This window comes from Candidatus Poriferisodalis sp. (genome assembly GCF_965221945.1).
Classification (GTDB): domain Bacteria; phylum Actinomycetota; class Acidimicrobiia; order Acidimicrobiales; family Poriferisodalaceae; genus Poriferisodalis.
On record NZ_OZ244925.1, the window covers coordinates 1,150,037 to 1,171,959 of the forward strand.

The 21,923-nt window shown below is 66.3% G+C and carries 19 protein-coding genes; 6 read left to right on the top strand and 13 right to left on the bottom strand.

Annotated features, from left to right (window positions below):
* The 8 genes from ACOQPH_RS05410 to ACOQPH_RS05445 form a co-directional block, all read right to left on the bottom strand.
* Positions 1-903, bottom strand: a complete 903-nt coding sequence (locus ACOQPH_RS05410) for a VOC family protein (RefSeq protein WP_420623703.1) — start codon at positions 901-903, stop codon at positions 1-3.
* Complete coding sequence (locus tag ACOQPH_RS05415; protein WP_420623704.1) at positions 900-3,317, bottom strand: xanthine dehydrogenase family protein molybdopterin-binding subunit; 2,418 nt, start codon at positions 3,315-3,317, stop codon at positions 900-902. Before ACOQPH_RS05415 ends, ACOQPH_RS05410 begins: the two co-directional genes overlap by 4 nt.
* The gene (locus tag ACOQPH_RS05420; protein ID WP_420623705.1) at positions 3,314-4,915 is read right to left on the bottom strand and encodes a 2Fe-2S iron-sulfur cluster-binding protein; all 1,602 of its coding nucleotides are present in this window, start codon (positions 4,913-4,915) and stop codon (positions 3,314-3,316) included. Before ACOQPH_RS05420 ends, ACOQPH_RS05415 begins: the two co-directional genes overlap by 4 nt.
* Positions 4,916-4,940: 25 nt before the next feature.
* Positions 4,941-6,704 (bottom strand): thiamine pyrophosphate-binding protein, encoded by a 1,764-nt coding sequence (locus ACOQPH_RS05425; protein ID WP_420623706.1) that lies wholly within the window; start codon positions 6,702-6,704, stop codon positions 4,941-4,943.
* Positions 6,701-7,450, bottom strand: coding sequence for a 3-oxoacyl-ACP reductase family protein (locus ACOQPH_RS05430; protein ID WP_420623707.1), 750 nt, complete (start codon positions 7,448-7,450; stop codon positions 6,701-6,703). The genes ACOQPH_RS05425 and ACOQPH_RS05430 overlap by 4 nt, the downstream gene beginning before the upstream one ends.
* A 24-nt stretch (positions 7,451-7,474) precedes the next feature.
* The gene (locus ACOQPH_RS05435; RefSeq protein WP_420624312.1) at positions 7,475-7,933 is read right to left on the bottom strand and encodes a cupin domain-containing protein; all 459 of its coding nucleotides are present in this window, start codon (positions 7,931-7,933) and stop codon (positions 7,475-7,477) included.
* A gap of 134 nt (positions 7,934-8,067) precedes the next feature.
* Positions 8,068-9,240 (bottom strand): Rieske 2Fe-2S domain-containing protein, encoded by a 1,173-nt coding sequence (locus ACOQPH_RS05440; protein ID WP_420623708.1) that lies wholly within the window; start codon positions 9,238-9,240, stop codon positions 8,068-8,070.
* Positions 9,241-9,247: 7 nt separating this feature from the next.
* Positions 9,248-10,348, bottom strand: coding sequence for an LLM class flavin-dependent oxidoreductase (locus tag ACOQPH_RS05445; protein ID WP_420623709.1), 1,101 nt, complete (start codon positions 10,346-10,348; stop codon positions 9,248-9,250).
* A 106-nt stretch (positions 10,349-10,454) separates the two neighbouring features.
* Here ACOQPH_RS05445 and ACOQPH_RS05450 point away from each other — a divergent pair, with 106 nt between their 5' ends.
* Both ACOQPH_RS05450 and ACOQPH_RS05455 read left to right on the top strand, forming a co-directional pair.
* Entirely contained in the window at positions 10,455-11,585 is a 1,131-nt protein-coding gene (locus tag ACOQPH_RS05450) for a hypothetical protein (RefSeq protein WP_420623710.1), read from the top strand.
* A gap of 107 nt (positions 11,586-11,692) precedes the next feature.
* Complete coding sequence (locus ACOQPH_RS05455; RefSeq protein ID WP_420623711.1) at positions 11,693-13,297, top strand: acyl-CoA carboxylase subunit beta; 1,605 nt, start codon at positions 11,693-11,695, stop codon at positions 13,295-13,297.
* Positions 13,298-13,401: 104 nt separating this feature from the next.
* Here the strand turns inward: ACOQPH_RS05455 and vapC are convergent, their stop codons facing one another.
* Positions 13,402-13,791: a type II toxin-antitoxin system VapC family toxin gene (gene vapC / locus ACOQPH_RS05460; protein WP_420623712.1), complete on the bottom strand. Its 390-nt coding sequence runs from the start codon at positions 13,789-13,791 to the stop codon at positions 13,402-13,404.
* Positions 13,788-13,982 carry a type II toxin-antitoxin system VapB family antitoxin gene (locus ACOQPH_RS05465; RefSeq protein WP_420623713.1) on the bottom strand — a complete coding sequence of 65 codons (195 nt, stop codon included), beginning with the start codon at positions 13,980-13,982 and terminating at the stop codon, positions 13,788-13,790. Before ACOQPH_RS05465 ends, vapC begins: the two co-directional genes overlap by 4 nt.
* A gap of 161 nt (positions 13,983-14,143) precedes the next feature.
* On the opposite strand from ACOQPH_RS05465, the gene ACOQPH_RS05470 reads away from it, so the two are divergent.
* Together ACOQPH_RS05470 and ACOQPH_RS05475 are read left to right on the top strand one after the other, a co-directional pair.
* The gene (locus tag ACOQPH_RS05470) at positions 14,144-14,872 is read left to right on the top strand and encodes a M48 family metallopeptidase (RefSeq protein ID WP_420623714.1); all 729 of its coding nucleotides are present in this window, start codon (positions 14,144-14,146) and stop codon (positions 14,870-14,872) included.
* Between the two features lie 90 nt (positions 14,873-14,962).
* Positions 14,963-15,868 (top strand): LLM class flavin-dependent oxidoreductase, encoded by a 906-nt coding sequence (locus tag ACOQPH_RS05475; RefSeq protein ID WP_420623715.1) that lies wholly within the window; start codon positions 14,963-14,965, stop codon positions 15,866-15,868.
* A gap of 44 nt (positions 15,869-15,912) precedes the next feature.
* Here the strand turns inward: ACOQPH_RS05475 and ACOQPH_RS05480 are convergent, their stop codons facing one another.
* The gene (locus ACOQPH_RS05480) at positions 15,913-17,238 is read right to left on the bottom strand and encodes an ABC transporter ATP-binding protein (RefSeq protein ID WP_420623716.1); all 1,326 of its coding nucleotides are present in this window, start codon (positions 17,236-17,238) and stop codon (positions 15,913-15,915) included.
* Between the two features lie 174 nt (positions 17,239-17,412).
* Here ACOQPH_RS05480 and ACOQPH_RS05485 point away from each other — a divergent pair, with 174 nt between their 5' ends.
* Positions 17,413-17,817, top strand: coding sequence for a nuclear transport factor 2 family protein (locus ACOQPH_RS05485; protein WP_420623717.1), 405 nt, complete (start codon positions 17,413-17,415; stop codon positions 17,815-17,817).
* A 20-nt stretch (positions 17,818-17,837) separates the two neighbouring features.
* Positions 17,838-19,088, top strand: a complete 1,251-nt coding sequence (locus ACOQPH_RS05490; protein WP_420623718.1) for a PLP-dependent aminotransferase family protein — start codon at positions 17,838-17,840, stop codon at positions 19,086-19,088.
* A 180-nt stretch (positions 19,089-19,268) separates the two neighbouring features.
* On the opposite strand, the gene ACOQPH_RS05495 is transcribed toward ACOQPH_RS05490, so the two are convergent.
* On the bottom strand, positions 19,269-21,017 hold the full coding sequence (locus ACOQPH_RS05495) for an N-acyl-D-amino-acid deacylase family protein (protein WP_420623719.1): 1,749 nt from the start codon (positions 21,015-21,017) through the stop codon (positions 19,269-19,271).
* A 126-nt stretch (positions 21,018-21,143) separates the two neighbouring features.
* Complete coding sequence (locus ACOQPH_RS05500; protein ID WP_420623720.1) at positions 21,144-21,923, bottom strand: SDR family NAD(P)-dependent oxidoreductase; 780 nt, start codon at positions 21,921-21,923, stop codon at positions 21,144-21,146.

Here is a 21,923-nt window from a genome sequence, read left to right on the forward strand (position 1 = left end):
CTATTCGGGCGTTCCAGCCATGTGCTGCCGCATTTCGGCCGATGGCGGGCCTGCTGTGCCCCAGCGATCGGACAGCTCCGGGGTGCGTGGCCAGGTTCGCGGCACCCAGGTGGCCTCGTCGACCTGCTGCACTTCGGCAGTGACTTCGGGCACGGTGCCCGCAGGGTCCACGAAATAGCCGAACGCGTTGTTGCCCGGCCCGTGGCGGCCTGGGCCCCAGCCGACAGCGTGCCCTGCCCGCGCGAGGCGTCCGAGCGAGGTCATGTAGGCGTCGAGCGAGGGGACCTCGTAGGCGACGTGATTGAGGGATGCCCATTCGGCCCGGTTGAACGCAATGGAGTGATGGTCTGCGTTGCAGCGCAGGAACACCATCTGGCGTTCGCTCCAGTCGCTCACCCGGAAGCCCAGCACCTCGCACCACCAGTCGCAGAGCGCCTCGATGTCGGCGGTGTTGAGCACGACATGGGCGATCTTGGTCGGCGTGGCATCGGCCCGCAGCGCCGCCGCGGCCTCAGTGCACGCGGCCAGCTCGACGATCCGGCTTTCAGGGTCGGCAATGCGGAATCCGTAGCCCGCACCCGGCCGGTCCAGTGCGGCCGGCTCGCTGAGCAGGGTCACGCCGCGGCCCGCCAGCGTGGCCGCTGCCGCGTCGATGGCCCCGTTGTCGGCGAGACCAAAGCTGATGTGATCGATGCCGTTGCGATCAGCTCGATGCAGCTCCAGCACATGGTGTTCAGCGCCCGTGGCGCGTAGTACCGCCGTCTTGTCATCGGAGTCGCCAAGTTGCCGTAATCCCCAGGGGCCGGCGTAATAATCGACGCACTCGTCGAATGCGCTGCAGCGCACGGCGATGCGCCGCAGGTGAGTGATCGCCCACGCGGGCTCGGTGGCGCTGGCGTTCATGGGCTGTCCCAGGCGGCATCGAGCGCGGCAAGGACCGTTTCACCGGTCAGGGGCATTGAGGTCACGCGCACCCCGGTTGCGTCGGCAACGGCATTCGCGATGGCCGATGCCACGGGCAGCATCGCTCCTTCACCTAGGCCCTTCGACCCGAAGGGGCCTGGTCCGTGTCCCTGCTCTTGGGTGATCGAGATGAACTCCGCTGGCACGTCACTGGACCGGGGCACGCGGTAGTCGACGAGTCGGCCGTTGGCGAGCACCGGGCCGTCGAAGCGCATGGTCTCGAACAGAGCGCCGCCGAGCCCCATGATCGCGGCACCCTCGTCCTGACCGCGGCAGGCTCCTTCGTGCAGCACGGCCCCGGCATCGCCGGAGACGACCAGGCGGTGCACGGTCACCATTCCGGTGTCGGCGTCCACCGAAACCTCCGCAGCCCCCCAGCCGTACTCCCACGACACGCACGGTGATTCCAACGGGGCCCGGCTGTCGCTGGGGGCCTTGAAGAATCCTTCGCCGGTGAACTCGTAACCGGTCCCGCCATAGATACCCATGACCAGCGGGGCAAGCGGGCGTCGGTCCGTCTTGCTGGAACCGTCCTGGGACGCAACCAGCACAATGCCGTCTCGGAAATCGACACGGGCCACCGGCACCCCCAGCGCTGTGGCTGAGAACTGCAGGATGCGCAGACGAGCAGCTTCGGCGGCCTTCTGCACGGCCTGACCCATCACCGAGATGGACGAGGAGGCATTGGTGCCCTGGTCGAACGGGGTGTGATCGGTGTCGAGGTCAGACCAATGGACACGCGATCGGGGCACGTCGAGCACTCGTGCCGCGACCTCACGTAACGCTGTTTGGGCACCCTGACCCATCTCGACGGTGCCGCATTGCACCCACGCATCGCCGCTTGTGGCGACCTTGACCCGGGCTTGCGCTGGCTTGTTGACCCCGCCCGAATCCTTGAAGCCCAGTGCCACGCCCCGGCCTCGGCCGGCAGGGCGTGCCTGGTCCATGCCGATGCGGTCGGCCACCAGTTCAAGACCTTCGGTGAGATCGGAGTCCATGGCGGACTCGCCGGGCACGTAGGCCTCGCCCAATCCGATCAGGTTGCGGCGGCGTAGCTCGACGGGGTCAATCCCCAGCCGTTTGGCGATCATGTCGATCTGGCTTTCGCAGGCGAAGTTGGCCTGGGTGCCGCCGAAACCCCGGAACGGGCCCGCGGGAGTGGTGTTGGTGAGCACCGCATCAGTGACCGTACGGATGTGCTGCCACCGGTACGGCCCGGCGACCCGGTAGCCCGCCTTCTCTGCGACCAGGGGGCTTGCATCGGCATAGGCGCCTGCATCGAGCAGCACCTCGGCGTCGCGGGCCACCAGGGAGCCGTCGGACATCACGCCGGTCCGCAACTTCAGGCGTGCGTTGTGCTGGCGCATCGTCAAGAAGCCCTCGTCCAGCGTGAGGCAGTACCGGACCGGTGCACCGGCCTTGCGGGCCAGCAATGCGGCGATCGGCTCGGTCTTGCAGCCGTTCTTGGCGCCGAAGCCCCCGCCTAGGTACCTGACCTGCATGCGCACCCGGTGCTCGCCGATGCCCAGCAGGCGAGCCATCTCCTTGCGCACCGGGAACGGGTTCTGGCAGCTCGACCAGAGTTCGAGACGGCTGCTGTCAGCTGTGCTGTCGTCGCCTTCGTCTGTGCTGTCGCCGCTGTCCGCGGTTGGGGCCGACCCGCGGGGTCCGGACCATCGGGCGACCGTCACGAACGGCTCAAGATGCAGGTGCTGCTGTCGGCCGTCGAAGCCGAACACGTCGACGAAGATGTGGTCGCAGCGATCGAAGACCGCTGAGTCGCCGGTCTCGTAGGCAAAGCGGTAGCAGACGTTCGGTTTGGGCCGGGTGCCGCCGCTGGCGCCTTGGCCGTAGATGGGAGCCATGGCCAGCGGCGCTTCGGGGAACAACTCTGGCGCGCCGTCGGCCAGAGCGGCATCGAAGTCGGCCACGGTCGGCAGCGGCTCGTAGTCGACTTGTACGAGCGACAGGGCCCGCGCCGCGTCGAGCTCGGTGTCCGCTGCGATCGCGACGACGGCGTCGCCCACGTAGCGCACCCGGTCGAGCGCCAGGATCGGCTGGTCCTTCACGAAGTAGCCGTAGCTGTGCGAGGCCACCAGTGGCCCGGCCACAGGGCGGTGCCCCAGGTCGTCGCCAGCCCAACGTTCTCGAAGCTCACTGTCGAGCAGGTCCCGCCGTGTCAAGACGGCCCGAACACCGGGGGCCTGCTCGGCCGCGACGGTGTCGATGCGGGTCACGAGCGCATGTGGGTGGGGCGAGCGCAGCACCTTGGCGTGCAGCATGCCGCCGAGCGCGACATCGACTGCGTACGAAGCGGTGCCGGACGTCTTCGCCGCGGCGTCTGAGCGCGTCATGGTGCACCGTCTTGCATCGGGCTACTGGGGGAGCGCAGTGCAGCTGAGGCTGCCTCCACTGCCTCGATGACCATGAGGTAGCCGGTACAACGACACACGTTCGAATCGAGCCAGTCGCAGATGGTTGTGCGGTCGGGGTCCCGATGGCGGGCCAGCAGGGCGCTCGCGGTGAGGATCAGACCTGGCGTACAGTAGCCGCACTGGAAAGCGCTGAACTCGGCGAAGGCTCGCTGGACCTCAGGCAGCGCGGCCGCAGGGCCGGCCGACAGGCCGCCTGCCGCTGCCATGTGGCCCGATTCGATCGTGAGCACGTCGCGGCCGTCGGATTGCCACGCGAACGTGGAACACGAGGCTGTGGGTTCGCCGTCGACGAGCACGGTGCAGGCACCGCAGACGGCCTGATCACATCCGACGCGAGTGCCGCCGAGTCCAGCGCGTGACCCGATGGTGTCAACCAGCATCTCCGACGCTGGGGTCGACGCGCTGAACGGTTCCCCATTGAGCCGCAGCTCGATATCCACTGAGAGGCCGCGCGGATAGGTGACGTCTCGGAAAGTTGCTGTCACGCCTTCTTTGCGCAGTTTTGCCGTCTGTGGCGGCATTTCTGCGCAAAGTCCAGGCCGTCGGGGCTGCCGGGCATCGCCGCCTATCCGCTGAGGCTCTGAGTCGTCCGACAGGGATTCTGGAGGGTGCCCGGTAGATGCGACGGCTTCCCTGCGCGAGGCATCAGGCGGGTACGCGCCATCACTGCCAAGGCCGCCATCATTCATCGCACCTGCTGCATGGAGCTCCAGGCAGCGGCTGACGAGCACGTCGATGACTCGGCGCCGGTAGGCAGTCGAAGCGAAGACGTCATCGGTCGGATCGGGCAGCGCGCCGAGCAAAGCGCTTGCGGCAGCGGCGTCCGCAGCGCCGTTCGGGAGCACCTCGACCTCCCGATAGGCGCAACCGATCGCTATGTGGTTGTCGCCGACAGCCACAGAAGCGACTGGCTTCAGCGATCGCTCATAGACGACATGGCCGGCAAGCGGCACCTCGCAGCCGACGAGCAGGCGATCGTGTGGCCGGTCCGCCACAGCGCAGCGCCGCTCGGAGCCATCGGGTTCCATGAAGATCAGCTCGGCTCCGGCGGCAGCCAGGATCGGCGCTGCGTCGTAGCCAGAGTCGAACGCCATGAGGTTGCCCCCCAGCGTGCCGGTGGACCGGATGCGCGCGTTGCCGATGGTCCGCCATGCATCAGCGAGGTCCGGCCGCACCGTCCGTACGAGTCGGTCGGTTTCGATCCGGGCGTGGGTGACAGCCGCGCCGATGAACAGCACGCCGTCCCTCAGCGAGATCTCGTCGAGCACCTCCAGCCCGCTGGGAGAATTTCGTCCGGGCTTGCACAGCGGAACGAGGGCAGGTGCCGCTTCGCCATTGCGAAGCCGCTGGGCAACGTCGATCCCGCCCGCGTGCGCCCATGCACCGGCGGCGATCATCGAAGCGGCATCCGCCAGCGAGTCAGGTCGGTACAACGCGAACGGCTCGATGCCCAGATGACTTCGCGAGATCAGCCCGTCCGGTGCCGCGTGCTGAGCGGGGTCGGTCTCGACACTCATGTCTGGACGCCGCGCATATCGGGACTCATGGCCCGGCTGTCGGCGGCATCTCGACGGGCGGGACGAACGGGACCGGCATCGGCCCCAGCGCATCACAGTCCACACGGATCATCTGCGGGTGTCCCGCAGCGGTCGCCGTCTCGAAGGCGTCGGCGAACTGCTGCGGCGTGGACACCTCGAAGTAGCCGAAGTCGAAGGCTGCCGCCGTCGCGGCCAGGTCCGGTGTGTACAGATCCACGCCCGAGCGTCGATGCAGGTGCCGGTCTTGGGTGTTGCGCAGCACCCCGTAGCCACCGTCGTCGAAGACCACCACGGTGACCGGCAGTTCTTCTTGGGCCAGCGTGGCCAGTTCGCCGAGCTGAGGGACGAGACCGCCGTCACCGACCATCACCATGGTCGGTTCATCGGCACGGGCCACTGCTGCGCCGATCGACATCCCGACAGCCTGTCCGATGCCGCCTCCCCGGGGAACCACGTTCGTGGATGGGTCGATCACTGGCAGCAGGCGATTGCCCCACGAGCTGTTGGGGATGGTGATGTCGCGCACACGGGGTGAACGGTCGCTGAGCACGCCCGCCATGATGTCGCAGATCGCCGCGTACGGCCCGATGTCTCGCCGCAGCTGAGCCCGGCACTGCTCACGGGCGGCAGTGATGCTCTCGTGCCATTCCGGCTGCAGGGCACAGCGGCGATCGGAGAGACGGGCGACGAGCGAGGCGACCAACGTGCGGGCATTGCCCACGATCCCGACATCTGCCGGGTAAGAGCGGCCGATGGCCGCAGGGTCGATGTCAATCTGGATGTGCGTGGCGGGCAGGGCCAGCCGGTAGCCGCGGGTCTCGTTCGAGCGGAAATGCGTGCCGATCGAGATGAGCACGTCGGCTTGGGCGAGCAACTCGGCGCCGGTCGCAGACGCCGCGAAATTGCCGATGACCCGGTCGTCGGTCTCGGGCACGACACCGCGCCCTGCGTTCGAGGTGAACAAGCCAGCACCGGTGCAGCGCAACAGATCGTCGATCGCAACGCTGCAACCGATGGCACCGCCTCCTGCCCACACCAAGGGTCGTTCCGCTGCGAGGATGAGCTCGGCAGTCCGGTCCAACACAGCATCGTCCGGTTTGGTCGCGACACCAAGGCTCGTCGAGTCATGATGCGCAGCTGCGCCACTGGAGCCGCTGACAAGTGCGGCTGCTTCGATGAGCTCGTGCCCACCGCCGGTGTTGTCCAAGCCAAGACTCGTGGGAGCGTCTTCGGGGAGATGGTCCCAGAGGGCTGGCTCGGTGTATTGCAGATCGATCGGCCACTCCAGGCTGACCGGTCCACGCGGATGGGTGCCCAGCCGTCGGGCTGCGTGGGCGAAGTCGGTCGACGGTGTTACGCCGACCGTCGCCGCCCATACCGAGCACGATCGCAGCATTCCCAGCTGATTGCGTGTCTCGTGAATGACTCCGCGGCCTGCGCCGAGATGCTCGCTGGGAATCTGTCCGGTGACGTGCAGCACCGGCGAGCCGGCCGTGAGCGCCTCCACCAATGCCCCAGCCGCATTCGCTGCGCCCGTTCCCGTCGAGGTCACCGCGCAGCCGGGCGTGCCGCGGACCCGGGCGTAGCCGTCGGCTGCGTTCACAGCGGCTGCCTCGCTGCGGGTGGGCACCCATCGCAGGCGGTGGGCAAGCGCATCGACGAGGGGGAGATTGTGGACGCTGACCACCCCGAAGGCAGTGTCGACGCCGAGCGACACCAGCACCTCGACGAGCAGGTCGCCGCCGGTTCTGCGCTGGGCTGCGCTCATGGCATCACGAAGCCACCGTCGACGACGATCGTCTGTCCAGTGATGTAGGCGGCTTCCGCCGAGAGCAGGAACACGATTGTGCCGGTGACGTCGTCGGGCTCCTGGGGCCGGCTGATCGCCCGGATCTCGGCGTACAGCGCGTGGCGTTCGGCCGGGATCTCTTCAGCGGACGGCCCCTCCACTAGTCCCGGCGCCACGGCGTTGACGGTGATGCCATGGTCGCCCAGCTCTCGAGCCATCGCCCGCGTCAAGGCAATCAGCGCTCCCTTCGAAGCGATGTAGTGCGACAGGCGCGGCGAGCCGTACAGCGCCGCATCCGAGGCAATGTTGACGATCCGGCCTTCGCCGCCAGCCAGCAACTGCGGGACCAGCGCCCGGCTTACCAGCCATGGCCCTCGGGAATTGGTGGCCTGGATGCGATCCCATTCGTCGGGCGTGATCTCCCAGAACGTCTTGCCGCCCACGGCGTCGGCCAGTCCGGCGTTGTTCACGACGCCCCAGAGGGGCCCGCCGGAGCCAAGATGCTCGGCCAACGCAGCAACCGAGGCTTCATCGCTCACATCGGTGGGGATGAACTCGGCGGCGCCGCCTGCAGCCCGGATCTCGCCGACGACGCGCTCGCCGCGTTCGGGAATCAGCTCGGCCACGACTACCGATGCGCCATTCGAGGCGATCGCATGTGCCATCGCCTCGCCAAGCCCGCGCCCGGCGCCGGTGACGACGACACGGCGACCGTTCAGGCTCATGGTCGAGCCGGTCGTGTGGGTTGCTCAGTCCCGCGTGATCCCCGCCATGGGGGAGTGCTGGGGGTAGGTGGGCAGCTGCGGCTTCGACGCGCCGAGCATCACCACGAACAGCGCATCGGTGTCGCCGACGTTGCGCAGTGACCGGGCGGTGCCGGCGGGGATCTTGATCAGGTCGCGGTAGCCGAGAAGCTGGCTGGCGGAGTCGTCTCCGTCGTGGATCGTGACCTCGAGCTCGCCTTCGAGCACGAAGAACGCCTCCTCTACGTCATGGTGCGTGTGCTCGGGGCCTTCGGCTCCTGGCGGCAGCAGCATGTTGGAGAACGTGAAGTGCTCGGCGGCCAGGGCTTGCTCGTCGCCCTCATGATTGCCGGTGCCGCCCGAGCCGATATAGCGGATCTGGGCGCGCCGGTACTGCGGTCCCGCCTTGGTTTGGAACGCCAGCGTGTCCCAATCCTCCCGCCGGGTGTCGCGCATAGCGCACATGCCCTCGATGCGCGCCACTAGGTCTCGTGATTCCTGCGGTGACGTATCCGTTGCTTCGATCCGGTCGGCGGCGGTCTGGCTCATCGTTCGTGTCCTGAGGTGGTCAACGGTTGGCGGCTAGGTGCGGGTCGGCGTCAGTCTGCGAGCGCTACGGGTGCCTGGGCCGACTCGGGTGCCAGCCCGAATCGTTCCCGTTGCGCCTCCAAGTCTGGTTCGAGCGCCCGACGCAAGTGCACCACGGGGCGGTCGGCTTGAGCGAGATGCTCGTCACGTCGGGCCTCCTCGACGGTGCGCAGGCTCTCGAGCATCTCCTTGTCCTGGTTGAGCACGTGGAGGTGGGTGCCGCGCATGCGCAGCCGGTACAGCGTCCGCCAGATGCGGCGCTCGCGGCCCGCCACCTCCCGAAAACGCGGGAAGTGCACGAGCGTTGCTGCGTTGTCGCGTGGCGTCAGGAATCCCAGGATCCGCAGCGCGGGACCGGGCCCGGCACTGGGCGGCAGCGGGATATCGAGACGAACGTAGCTGAGCGCACCGGTGTGGATATCGATCCAGTCGAAGTTGGTGCCCGCCTGGTCGCGTCGGCGAATTTCGAAGCCGTCGTCGTGATCGTCGACAACCACGCGGTCGTCAGTGATGCCTTCGTTCAGCGTGATCGAGCGTGCGTGCAGGAACGGCGCATGCATGAGATCCACGAGATTCTCGAGCGCCAGCAGCCAGTTCGCACCCCATTCCACGGTCTCGGGAAATGTCGAGTAGCGGCTGTCGCTGAACTCCGTCGGAAGGTCGAGCGGAGCTGGCTCGGTTTCGCCGATCCAGGCCCACAGGTAGCCGGCTTGCTCAACGACTGGGTAGCTCACGCTTACCCGCGTCCGTTCGGCCAGCGAGCACGTACCTCCCTGGGACGGCACCGAGATGCACTGCCCGTCGCCGTCGAACCGCCAGTGGTGGTAGCTGCATCGCAGCTCCCCATCCACGACATCGCCGATCGACAGCCGGGCTCCTCGATGGGGGCACAGATCGCCCATGAGGCGTGGCGCGTCGCTGCCGTCACGCCAGAGCACCAAGTCTTCGCCGAGCAGGCGAGTCGCCACAGGTTCCTCGCTCACGAGGCTTGAGGTGCCGAGCAGGTACCAGCGGTCTCGTAGCCCGAGCCTCGGATCGCCTTTGGCCAGCTCGGGAGATGGAAGCCAGGTTGGCGGGCGCCGTGCGATCTGCCGAGTCCCGATGCCCGTGTACTGCGAGACGCGGCCACGTGCGCGCCCGCCCAGCGCCCGAGCGGAGTGTCCTAGCGTCGGACGGGTCGGCACGTGTGTCTCAGTCTCCGGTGAGGTGCGACACCCGGGGCATGACGTCACTAGCCAGCAGGTCCATGGACCGCCGCCATGCGTCCGCCGACTCGGGCGTCTCGGCATAGTCGAAGCAGAACAGCAGCAGGTGGCCGAAACCACCGACGTCGGCGTACACCTTCTCGATTGAAGCTGCGACCGTCTCGGGCGAGCCCACGAACCAGTTGTTGCGGGCGCAGTACTCGACGGTGACTACGCCGCCGACGGGTGGGTTGCGCTCGTCGATGAGGAACTTGTGGAAGTCGAAGGCGCCGAGCAGGGGAATGAAGTACTCGGTCATCATCCGGCCCATCATCCCGCCGTAGGACAGCTCCCAGGCTTCCTCGTCGGTGGGAGCCACGAACACCTCGCGCACCATGCGCCAATCGCTGCGGCTGACGTCGCGTCCCGCCCGGCGGGCCCCTGCCTCATAGGAATCCCAGTGGCCGCTCACATACTGCGGGTTGAGGTTCAGGCTCATCGGGATCCAGCCCTTTTCCCCTGCCATCTCCAGCGTCGGCGACGGCGAGTTCAGCCCTGCCACGCCGATCGGCGGGTGCGGCTGCTGCAGCGGTCGCAGGTGATGCACGAGGTCCATGTCGGGCATGCCGTGCGGTACCGAGCCCTTCCAGTGCTTGCCCTCGTGGGTCCAGCCGGGCTCCTGGCTCCAGAGGTTCAGGATGAACTCGACCGACTCCTGGGTCATCTCCCGGTTCTCGCCGGCCATGCCGTCAACCCCGAACATCTCCCAGTCACTGGGCAGGCCGCTGGCGGCAACGCCGAAGTTGAGGCGGCCCTCGGAGATGTGATCCAGCAGCGAGATCCGGTTGGCCAGCTCTGCAGGGTGGTAATAGGGCATCAGGAATCCGCCGGGACCGATGCGAATGTTCTTGGTCCGACGCAGCGCTTCGAGCGTGAGCAGGTCTGGGGCCGGGTGCGGTTCCCAGCGAGCGGCGTGATGCTCGCCGATCCACGCCTCGCCGAAGCCGAACTCGTCAGCCCACTCGATGACCTGCAAGTCCCACTCCCAGCCCTCGCGCAGGTCGCGCTCGGGCGGATGGCTCGGCATGGTGAACAGTCCCAGTTCCATGGTGATCCCCTGTCGCTCTCGACGGCGCCGCGAACCCCGCGCCTAGATGCCGAAACTTACTGCGGTCGCCATCGGCCGTCACCAGCGTGCATCTAATCTCCATGTCGTGTCCGCATCAGTGTCGAGGAGATGGCTTGGCGCAGTTGCCATTGCGCTGTGTCTGACTGCATCGTGCGCGAGTGACCAACCCGACGCAGGTCCGGCTGGGGTTGCGCCGGCCATCGCAGCGTCGACGAGCACGGCCGCGCCTCACGAGAGCACGCCGGTAGCGGCCACGTCGACCACTCAGTCGGACTCGGCAACCACCGACGCCTCCGCACCCGCGCCGAGCACGGCACCCCCCGATTCAGCCGCGAGCGATACCGAAGACGACCCGGCCCACGCCTCAGACCTGGCCACGCTGGTTGATTTCAGGCACGACTACGACGACTCAGACGCCGAGGGACCCGTTGAGTACGTCGTTGGACGAGACATCGCCCCAGGGGTGTGGCAATGGTCTCAACTCTCGGCGGACAGTTGCGTATTCGTCGCCGTGGCGCCGGAGCCATGGTCTTCGGGGCCTGGTGAACCGCAGAAACCCATTTACCAGGATGATGTGGAACGCCTGTGGTGGCTCGATGCGCGCGATCCGGTCGCCCTCGCGAACGGCGAGGCCGTTATCGGCTACAGCTCGTCAGCGAACATTGACGGGATGATCTCCGCGACGTCTCGTCCCGAGTGCTTCCTTGAGCGAACCGGCGACCACAGCGTTCCTGACGAGGAGACCTATGCGCGTCGCCACGATTCGGGCAGCGGCGGCGTTGAGGGTGGCGACGACATCCCGGCAGAGGAGCCGGAGTCTGCGGGCGAATTCGAGGGAGACACGAGCTGGGAGTGCCGGGCGCACAGCGGACCCGAGCCCGCAGATCTGCTAGACTGGAGGGATGAACCCGGTACGCAGCACCCAGAGGTTTCATGCGTCGTCGGAGAAGGGATCCTGGCAGGCTGGTGGCAGTGGCACGAGCTCTCTGCCACCGACTGCATCTTCGTCGTCGTCGACTCTGGGGATGAGGTCGACCAGCACCTGCACCGGAGCCAGTCACGCCGCGACGCGAGAGAGCCGATCCTGCTGCGAGATGGCGAAATAGTGAAGGGCTACTCCGAGAGCGGCAATACGGGCTCGAGCTTCACAGCCGGCATCAGTCATCCGAGTTGCTTCTTGGAGCACATTGCCCCCGAGGACGAGTTCTCGGCATAGACGATCAGCGCCCCATACATTCGTAGCGACGCTGAGGCGCACTACACGCGGTTCGCGTAGCCGCAGGGTGCGAGGCGATGTCTCTGTGAGGAGATCGGAGCGGAAAGATGCCTATTGATCCGGATCGGGAAGCCTGGAAGCCGGGGATGAGCTGGGAGGAGGCGATCGCGGAAATCGCCTACCTCAAGGAGCTCGCCTCAGAGATGGGCGGACCCGAACGCATCGAACGTCAGCACCAGGGTGGCCGGTACACAGTGCGCGAGCGCATCGCCAAGATGGCCGACCCGGGCTCATTCGTCGAGATGGGCGGGCTCATGGGCGGCCCGGAATACGACGACGACGGCAACATCATCGGGTTCACGCCCGGCGGCTACGTGATGGGTCTTGCCGAGCTCGACGGCCGGCCGGTCGCGATCGGCGGTGACGATTTCACGATCTCAGGCGGCAGCCCCCACAACGTTCACAAGATCCCGCACCAGTTCGCCCAGCCGCTGGCCATCACCTACGGCATCCCGTACGTGCAACTGCGAGAGGGCGTGGGCCATAGCTCCAAGTCCGACGAGGAATCGGGCCAGATGGCCTTGCCATCGGGTGACATGTGGTGGCAGTCGGTCGAGATGATGACGAAGGTCCCGGTGGCCTCGGGGATCATGGGATCGGTGGCGGGTTGGCCAGCGGCAGCGGCGCTGATGTCGCACTTCACGGTGATGGTGAAGGGGCAGTCGCAGATCTTCCCGTCTGGTCCTCCAGTGGTGCAGCGCGCGACCGGCGAGATGCTGTCGAAGGAGGAACTCGGCGGCTACCGGATGCACGTGTACGAGAGCGGCCAGGTCGACAACGTGGCCGAGAGCGAAGAGGACGCATTTGAGCAGATCCGCACGTTCCTGTCGTACCTGCCGAACACGGTCTCGCAGGTGGCGCCACGGGTGGACACCGGCGACTCGCCGGATCGCCGGCCCGAAGAGCTGCTGAACATCATCCCCACGAACCGTCGAGCCGGCTACGACGCCCGGGCGCTCATCCGACACGTCGTCGACAACGGTGAGTTCTTCGAGATGCGCCGCCACTACGCCGGAGCGATCATCACCGGGTTCGGCCGCCTCGACGGCTACAGCGTGGGCGTGGTCGGCAGCGACCCGATGCGGCTGGCCGGGGCCATGGATGGCGACGGCGCCGACAAGTACGCCCACTTCGTCGACCTGTGCGATGCCTTCAATCTGCCGATGGTGATCTTCCTGGACATGCCGGGATTCATGCTGGGCTCGGCCGCGGAACGCAAGGCCACCATGCGCCGCGGGGTGCGTGCGTTGATCGCCTCAGCGGAGGCGAGCGTGCCCAAGGTGGAGTTCAACGTCCGCAAGTCCTACGGGGTGGCTGCCGATGCGCCGAACAGCATCGGCCTGCCGCACGCGCTCAACCTCCGATTCGGATGGCCGGCGGGAGAGTGGGGCGGCATTCCCATCGAGGGAGGCGTAGCGGCGGCGTACCGGCGCGAGATCGAAGCCGCGCCCGACCCAGAAGCGCACCGGGAAATGATCGAGGAACGGCTGCTGCGGCTCCGATCGCCGTTCAAGGCCGCCATGGCTGGCGACGTCGTGGACCTCATTGATCCGCGCGAGACCCGCAGGTTGGCCTGCACGTTCGTCAAGCTGGCCCAGCCGGCGCTTGAGGAATTGGCGCGACGCCCTCACAAGCGTGCCGTCCGCCCCTGAACGCGCCCGGCCTGGCCCGCTGAAACTCGAGGTACCCCCGGCGCACATTTGGGCTGTGTCGCGCGGCACCGCATCGTCGGCTATGTGGTCACAGTGACCGACCGCTAGAGCACCGCGAGTCCGAGGTGTTCAGACATGGGTTCGAAGTCACGATCTGAGTGGAGCAGCTGATGCCGGTTCTCCATGCAGAAGGTGGCGATCAACATGTCGATGGTCTTGCGGGGGGTGATGCCCTTGGTGCGTAGCTTCCGATAGTTGAGAGCGCTGGCCATGGCGATATGCCGTCCCACCATCGACTCGAAGAACAGCGTGTCCATCACGGATTGGGCGTTGCGCAGGTGAGCATCGCTTCGGAACCCTTGCAGGACCTCAGCGAGAATCAGGTCACCGGTGAGAATCGGCTGGGATCCCAGCAGTTCGTCCAGCAGATCGGTCTGGCGTGTGTCGATGCCGTTGAAGAAGTCGATCCACACCGACGAATCGACGACGATCATCGGTCAGTGCGCATCTCATCGAGCGATCCTTCCCACGGGAGCTTGCCTCGCAGACTGCGGATGCGGCCCTGCGTCCTCGTTTGAACCAGCAGGCGAAGTCCTTCCTCCACAGCTGCACGCTTGGTGCGAAAGCTGCCCCATTTCATGGCTGCAGCCATCAGTTCGTCGTCGATCTCAATGTTGGTGCGCATCGCCGCCCTCCCGAGGCCCGGTTGTCGGTACCCGCATGCTTGTCGATGTACGCAACCTTCTCGATGTGTATATATTGTACAATTCTACACATTGTGGAGCGTTTCGAGAAACCTCAGAAATTGAGATGAATTCTGTTCCTGCCTGAGGGCACAATCGCGGGGTGGACCTCTCTGAACACGACTGGATTCGATTCGGCGACGCCGTCATCGACTATGAGATCAGGCGCAGCGCGCGTCGGCACAAGACCCTGGAGATCACCGCCGGTCCGAACGGCGTGCGTGTGGCGGTCCCGGCAGCAACGCGCCCCGAAGACATCGCGGCGTTCGTGCGAAGCAAGGCGCGATGGGTCCTGGACCGCCTTGCGACTGTGCCAGCCGAGCAAGCTCCGCCCCAGCTGCCTGGCACGCTTCCATACCACGGACGCAGCCTGAGCTTGACCGTTGGCAGCGACGACATCGCCGACGTTGACGTGCGCTTCAGACCGTGGGAATTGCAGGTGCTGTTACCGCCGGAAGTGGGCCCTGCCGATGTGGCACTGCAGGTCCGCAGTGCTGTCGCCGAGTGGTACTGGCTTCGTGCTTGCGAGCACGTCTCGATCGGCGTTGATCGATGGTGGCCGGTGATGGGGAGCGGCGCCAAACCCGAAGTCATCATCGGGGACCAGCGCAAACGATGGGGGAGCTGTGCTGCCGATGGCCCCTTGAGATTCAACTGGAGACTTGTGATGCTCGAGCCGGGATTGCTCGACTATGTCGTCGTCCACGAATTGGCCCATCTCACCGAACTCAACCATGGCCCCGATTTCTGGGCACTCGTGGAGTCAGTGCTCCCAGACGTCGCCGAGCGCAAAGCAGCACTGCGAGCAGTCGAAGGAACGCTGCCGCTGTGAAGCCGGAACGCTTGGGCGAGTAGTCACGGTGAGCTCGAGTTCGACGAACACGAGCTCAGATATCGGTGATCAGAGCATTAGCGTGACGTGGTGAACGACGCTGCGGACGCTTCAAGTGCACTTCGATTCGGATGGCTGTCGCCGTGCATCGGCAACCGGTGGAGCGATCACCGGCCGATCGTGGCCGACCAGGTGGAATGGCTCCTGCCCGAAGTGATCGGGCACTTCGACTCGCTGTGGATCGCAGATCACTTCTACGGGTTCGATGCAAAGACCGATCCCTTCCTCGAGGCTTGGACCACCATCACGTGGTGCGCTGCGCGCCTCGACGGCGCGCAGTTGTGCCACCACGTGCTCGGGCACGGCTACCGGCCGCCGGCGCTGACAGCGAAGATGGCGGCGACGCTGCAATACCTGTCGGGCAACCGGTTCATCCTGGGCATCGGGGCCGGGTGGCGAGGTGGCGAGTACGGGGCGTACGGCTACGAATTCCCGTCACCGAAGGTGCGTTTTGCCCAGCTCGAAGAGGTCATCACGATCTGCCGGTTGATGTGGACCACCGACGACCCGAGCTTTGAGGGCGAGCACTACCGCATCGACGGGGCGGCAGCGCCACCGCTGCCGGAGATCCCGCCGCAGGTCTGCGTCGGGGCTTCAGGCGAGCAGATCGGGCTCAAGGTCGCCGCCCGGCATGCCGATATCTGGAACACACCCTGGCGACGCGATCTGGAGTCGCTGCGTCGCAAGTGCGGGATCGTGCTTGACGAGCTTGAGCGCCTCGGGCGCGACCCGTCTGGTTTGGAGATGTCAACCACCGTCGAGCGAGCGCTGCCCACTACTGACAGCGAGTCAGCCTCCTACGCCGAGTTTCTCGCCTCGCTCATCGAGGTTGGGATCCGGCACTTTGTGCTCGACTTCGGTAATCCTGACAGCGCAGAGCCCGCCCATCGATTCGCCGAGCAGGTCATCGTCCCACTGCGGGCCAGCATGAGCTGAGCTTGTGCCGGGAGCGCACTAGCAGCCCCATTCCGAGCGAGCGTTCAGTCGGCGAACAGTTCGAGTTCGGCGGGGGTGGGTGAGCCCTCGGTCCCCGCTGGCGATCGCAACTCGGCTCGTTCCAGGGTTTCCTCGTAGAGGCTGTGAGCGGACTGGCCATGGGGTACGAACGCCACAACGTCGGTGCCGATGAACTCGACTGCCACGGCATCGCCGCGACTGACATGGGGATCGGGCCCGCAGCGCACCCGTAGTTGCGTGCCATCGAGATTCGCCACCACCATCGAGTCGTGCCCGTAGAACTCCACGAGTTCGACTTCGGCTGACGCTCCCGGCGCGAGGCGGAGCTGCTCCGGGCGCAGCATGACGTCCACCGTGCCCGTCACTGGATCTCCGGAATGGATGCCATTGCTGCGGGGAGCATCGGCGCCGCCGAGCGGGAGGCGGCCGAGCGTCGTGTGTGCGACGCCGGCGGATGCCACACAGCGCAGCCACGACGCTGTGCCCACGAAGTCCGCCACGAACGGATCGGCAGGTCGGCGGTACAGGCCGTCCGGGGTGTCCACTTGGGCAAGCTGGCCTTCGCGCAACACGCCGACACGGTCGCCGACGACGAAGGCTTCGTCCTGGTCGTGGGTGACGAACACGGCGGTGATGCCGAGTTCGATCAACAGCCGGCGGACCTCGCTGCGGACCTCCTCACGCAGCGAGGCGTCGAGATTCGAAAAGGGCTCGTCCAGGAGCAGCACTCCGGGCCGTGGCGCCAGAGCCCGCGCCAACGCGACGCGCTGTTGCTGACCGCCGGAAAGGGTCGATGGCAGGCGCTCCTCGAAACCGGCAAGACCCACCAAGTCGAGCGCTTCGGCGATTCGGCGGGGCGTTCGCTTGATCCGATCGAGCCCGTAGCCGACGTTACGAGCCACGGTGAGGTGCGGGAACAGCGCCCAGTCCTGGAACACCATCCCGATGCGGCGCGACTCGGGTGCCACCCAGGTGCCGCCCCGCCCAGGCGGGCCCGAAACGAGCCGGTCACCGAGACCGATGGTGCCTGCGAGCGGGCGTTCGAGTCCCGCAATCAGGCGGAGCAGGGTGGTCTTGCCGCACCCGCTGGGTCCCAGCAAGGCCACCGACTCACCGGGGTGGACATGCAGTGACAAGTCGCGGACTGAGTAGCCGTCATGGTTGGGCGGATCTCCTTCGAGCGGACGTCGCGCCTGAGCTTGGCCGTAGGAGTGCGTAACGCTCTCGAGCGTGATTGAGCGTGCCGTTGGCCAATGCCGTTCGTGGACCTGAGGGGCAGGTCCATCCAACGCAGCAGAACCAGCGAGTCGCCGATCTCGATTCGACCGAAATGCCCGGACGGTGCGCACCGAACGCAGTATAAGCAAGGGCGTCGGCAGGTATCCAGATAGGTGAATGCCCGGTGATGGCTATGCCTGCTGGATCTCGATAGGCATGGCTAACAGAACCGGCGGGCGAAGCCAGCCCGACCGGTGTCGAAGTAGGTTGACGCCAACACGCCGGCAATGCACTGGGGGAGAGCTGTGGCGCTGACAAATGACGACCGGGTCGAGATCCGGGATCTGATCTCTCGCTACAACAAGGCGATCGACACCGGCGATGCCGACGGCTACGCCAATACCTTCACGCCGGACGGCGAGTTCATCGGGATAGTTGGCACGTTCAACGGCCGTGACGAGCTGCGGGCCTTTGCCGCCGCCTACGCAATCGAGGAGCAGTACGCAGAATTCGCCTCTGCGCAGCACTGGGTGACCAACGTCGTTGCCGATGGCGACGGCGCCGAAGCCGCCGTGTTCAGCCACCTCCAGATGGTCAAGCCGCTGCCCGATGGCGGCAGAATCCTGCTCGTGGGGCACTACGACGACGTCGTGCGCAAGGTCGACGGCCAGTGGCTGTTCGCGCAGCGGATCGTCGTCTCAGACGCCTGATCGCTGGACACCCGGGCACGATGTCGCACACGGAGCCAACACACGCGTCCTTCGACGTGCGATCAAAGATGGCGTCGGGCCTGCCCCCTCCCGCGCCCACCTGGACGCCGATCCAGCGCTACAGCTTCGTCGGCGGGAACAACGATTCGCCAAGCGTGCCAGTGGGCGGACTGGCCGAGGCGGCCGTCAACGCCATCAACAGGCACGGCCCAGCACTCGCCACGTACAACCTCGGCGGCAACCCGCAGGGCTACGAGGCGCTGCGAGAGTTCATCGCTGCGAATCTGGCAGCCGAGGCTGCATTGCCCATCAGCGCCGACGATGTGCTCGTGGTCTCGGGTTCGCTGCAGGCACTGGACCTGGTGATTGCGGCCTTCGTCGAACCGGGCGATGTCGTGGTTGCCGAAGAAGCCACCTATGGCGGGATCATCTCGAAGCTCACCCGGGCGGGAGCGCGCTGTGAGCCGGCCCGACTCGACGATGACGGCATCGTGCCCGAAGCGCTCGATCAGTTGCTCGGTGAGCTGGCCTCGCAAGACCGCCTTCCCAAGCTCATCTACACGATCCCGACCGTGCAGAACCCGACCGGCTCGGTCATGCCGACCGAACGACGGCACCAGTTGCTGGAGGTTGCCCGGCGGTGGGATGTCGTGATCTTCGAAGACGACTGCTACGCCGATCTTCAGTGGGATGGCGAGCGCCCGCCGGCCATCGCTGCGCTGGCACGCGACGGCCGCGATGTCGGCCGGGTTGTGTACTGCGGGTCGTTCTCGAAGTCCATTGCGCCGGCGCTGCGTGTGGGCTTCATCGCTGCGGAAGCACCGGTGATGCGACAGCTCTTGGCGCTCAAGGACGATGCCGGCACGGGCGCTGTCGAGCAGCTGATTCTGGCGGAGTATTCGGCGGCGCACTTCGTCGACCACGTGCGCGAGCTTCGAGCCACGCTGCGCGAGAAGTGCCACGTCATGCGTCACGCCGTGGCGACGCACTTCGGCGCGTTGTCGCAGGTGGCGATCAAGCTCGGCGGGCCAGTGCAGGTGACCGATCCCAAGGGCGGCATCTTCGTGTGGCTGACGTTTCCATCCGGCACCGACACCGCCCGCTACCTGGCGCCCGCCGCTGAGCGGGGAATCCAGTTCAACGAGGGCGCGGCCTGGTCAGTCGACCCGCAGTGGGGTGCGCGGCGCATGCGCCTGTGTTTCGGCAGCCTGTCCCACGATGACATCCGCGGCGGCGTTGCTGCCCTCGCCGAGGTGATCGCCGCCAGCTAAGCGGCCGCGCGGATAGGCGACGTTTCGGAACGCTGCTTTCACGCCTTCTTTGTGCAAATTTGCCGTCTGCGGCGGCATTTCTGCACAAAGTCCGACGCCGAGCAATTCTCTGCGCAAGATTGCCGCCTACAGCGGCATTTCTGCACAAAGTCGGGAAGACGGGGCCTGTCAGCCTCGCCGCTAGCCGCGGCCGTGGCGCAGGAGCTTGCCGGGGGTGGCCCCGGTGCACTCGCCGTCTTGGAAGGTCTCGACGCCATTCACCAGGATGTGCCGGTAACCGTGTGCACGCTGGACGCGCCGCCACTCGCCCCCTGGCAGGTCGTAGACCGCGTCGCCGATCCATTCGGGATCGATGGCCAGCTCGTCCATGTCATACACGAGCACGTCGGCCGGGGCGCCTTCTTTGAGCACGCCACGGTCCTTGAAGCCGGCGGCATGGGCTGCGAGCGCCGACATCCGGTAGTGCGCTTCCTCGACGGTCACGCGCTTGTGGTCCCGGACGATCCAGGCCAGGAAATCGGTCGTCCACGCACCGCCGGAGAAGAACTTGGTGTGCGCCCCGCCGTCGGACACGCCAGGGATCGTGTACGGCGAGTCGGTGTACACGGCGGACATGTGATCCACGTTGAACTCGGGACCCTGGCCCAGGAACTCGGTCCGGAGATCGGTCTCGAGCGAGAGGTCCAGCATCACGTCGATGTAGTGCTTGCCTTCGGTTTCGGCAATCTCGCCGAGCGACCTGCCCACGTAGGACTGAAGGTCTTCGCGCCGGGTCACGCCCTGCACGACCAGCTTGCGCGGAGGCCCGCCGACGGCGCCTTGCGTGTTGGCGAACAGCGTCGCCGCCTCGTCGGTCTCGGCACGCAGCCGCTCGCGGATGGCCGGATCGGACATCTTGCGGATCTTGTCCTCCAGCGAGCCCGTGGTGGCCTCGCGCCACGCCGGGCTCGAGTCGTACAGGTTCCATTCGTCGAGCGAGAAGGCGAATCCCGTGCGGATCGAGGCACCCTGGCCGAAGATGCGCAGCCCGTCGTTGTGGGCCTGCTCCAGCCATTCGAGCCGCTCCTCGTGCACCCGCGGGTTGCGCTGGCTGACCGGCACCACGTTGTCGATAATCGGCCGGCCGCAGACTTCCGCCAGCCGTCGCTTGAAGGAGAGGTCCTCAGGGTTGTTGACATCGGCGCTCGTGGCCTGCGTCAGCTGGATGAAGCCCTCGTCGCGCTCGCGCAGTACCTCGGCCAGCACGAAGATGTCGTCGTCGATCATGGTGTCGGTGACCATCGGCGTGCCGTCGAAATCGGACTGTGTGGAATTGGGGCCGAGACGCTGGATGGAGAAGCCGCACAGCCCGGCATCCATGCCCTCGTGCAGCAGGCGCTGCATCTCCTTGCGTTCGGCGTTGTTGGCCGGCCGCGACTTTGCAGCTTCAAGGCCCATCACGTAGATCATCAGCGACGCAGTCGGCATGTACTGCAGGACGTTCACACCCTTGGGCGCCGCATCCAGCGAGTCCAGGTACTCCGGGATGGTCTCCCAGTCCCACTTCGGCAGCATCCCTTCCTGCATCGCCGCAAGCGGGATGGCCTCGGTGCGCACCATCGTGAGCATCGACCGCTCACGGAATTCGGGCTTGCACGGGGCGAAGCCGAAACCGCAGTTGCCGAGCACGACCGACGTCACTCCGTGCCAGCTCGAAATGGAGCAGTACGGGTCCCAGCGGATCTGCGCGTCGTAGTGGGTGTGCAGGTCGATGGTGCCGGGTGCCACGATGCAGCCGCCGCCGTCGATGACCTCTTTGGATGGCTTGTCCGGGCGGCCGCCGATCTGGGCGATGCGACCGTCGGATATCCACAGGTCTCCCCGGAAGCTGGGCACCCGAGTCCCGTCGACGATGGTGCCGTCCTTGATGTGAACGTCGTATTCCTCCACGGGTCCCCCTCAACTGGAGTCCGGCACGCGCGAAGTCGGTGCGTGTCGGTAGCGATCCGGCGGTCACCGCTGGCGACGCCCCCGAGCGACCAGCACCGCCGATGTCCCGATGTTAGGCGTCGGGGGTCAGAAGATGCTGAAACCGCCGTCGATCTTGATGACGTCGCCCGTGTGCCAACGCGCAGCATCGCTCATCAGGTACACAGCGATGGCTCCGAAGTCGTCCGGCACGCCCCACCGGCGCATGGGAATACGTTGCATGACATTGTCGACGAACTTGTCCCAGGTGAACAGCCGCTGGGTCATGGCGGTGTCGACCCAGCCGGGGATGATGGCATTGGCGTTGATGTTGTAGCGAGCCATCTCGACCGACAGGCTCATCATCATCGCCAGCACCCCTCCCTTCGTGGCCGCGTAGGCCTGACCGCGTGCCGAGCCCTGGATGGCGGTGCCGCTCGAGGTCAGCACCAACGATCCGCCCTCACCCTGGGCGATCATCTGGCGAGTTGCGGCGCGCAACGTGAAGAACACGCCGTGCAGGTTCACGTCGATGACGCTGTACCAGTCCTCGTTGGAGTGCTCGTGGAAGCCCTGCCGGTTCTGCGTGCCGATGCCTGCATTCGGAAAGCAGGCATCGATGCGCCCGTAGCGCTCGATCACCGCAGCCATGCAGTTCTCGACCTGCTCCTCGTCGGAGACGTCACAGCGAAGCGCGCTGGCGGACGGGTTGATCTGCTGCAACTCGGCCTCGGCCGTCGAGTTCTTGTCGGGATTCGTGCCCCAGACGCTGACGTCGGCTCCCGCGGCTGCGATGCCGCGGGCGTAGCCGAGTCCGATGCCGCCGTTGCCGCCCGTGATGACCGCGACTTTGCCGGTCAGGTCGAAGCCGTCGTACTGATAGGCCAC

Excerpts from the sequence above, each read along its gene's own strand:
- ACOQPH_RS05425 (WP_420623706.1), bottom strand. The coding sequence starts at position 6,704 with ATGAGCGCAGCCCAGCGCAGAACCGGCGGCGACCTGCTCGTCGAGGTG.
- ACOQPH_RS05465 (WP_420623713.1), bottom strand. The coding sequence starts at position 13,982 with ATGCGCACCAACATTGAGATCGACGACGAACTGATGGCTGCAGCCATG.
- ACOQPH_RS05430 (WP_420623707.1), bottom strand. The coding sequence starts at position 7,450 with ATGAGCCTGAACGGTCGCCGTGTCGTCGTCACCGGCGCCGGGCGCGGG.
- ACOQPH_RS05490 (WP_420623718.1), top strand. The coding sequence starts at position 17,838 with ATGTCGCACACGGAGCCAACACACGCGTCCTTCGACGTGCGATCAAAG.
- vapC (WP_420623712.1), bottom strand. The coding sequence starts at position 13,791 with ATGATCGTCGTCGATTCGTCGGTGTGGATCGACTTCTTCAACGGCATC.
- ACOQPH_RS05455 (WP_420623711.1), top strand. The coding sequence starts at position 11,693 with ATGCCTATTGATCCGGATCGGGAAGCCTGGAAGCCGGGGATGAGCTGG.
- ACOQPH_RS05435 (WP_420624312.1), bottom strand. The coding sequence starts at position 7,933 with ATGTGCGCTATGCGCGACACCCGGCGGGAGGATTGGGACACGCTGGCG.
- ACOQPH_RS05415 (WP_420623704.1), bottom strand. The coding sequence starts at position 3,317 with ATGACGCGCTCAGACGCCGCGGCGAAGACGTCCGGCACCGCTTCGTAC.
- ACOQPH_RS05410 (WP_420623703.1), bottom strand. The coding sequence starts at position 903 with ATGAACGCCAGCGCCACCGAGCCCGCGTGGGCGATCACTCACCTGCGG.
- ACOQPH_RS05445 (WP_420623709.1), bottom strand. The coding sequence starts at position 10,348 with ATGGAACTGGGACTGTTCACCATGCCGAGCCATCCGCCCGAGCGCGAC.
- ACOQPH_RS05420 (WP_420623705.1), bottom strand. The coding sequence starts at position 4,915 with ATGAGTGTCGAGACCGACCCCGCTCAGCACGCGGCACCGGACGGGCTG.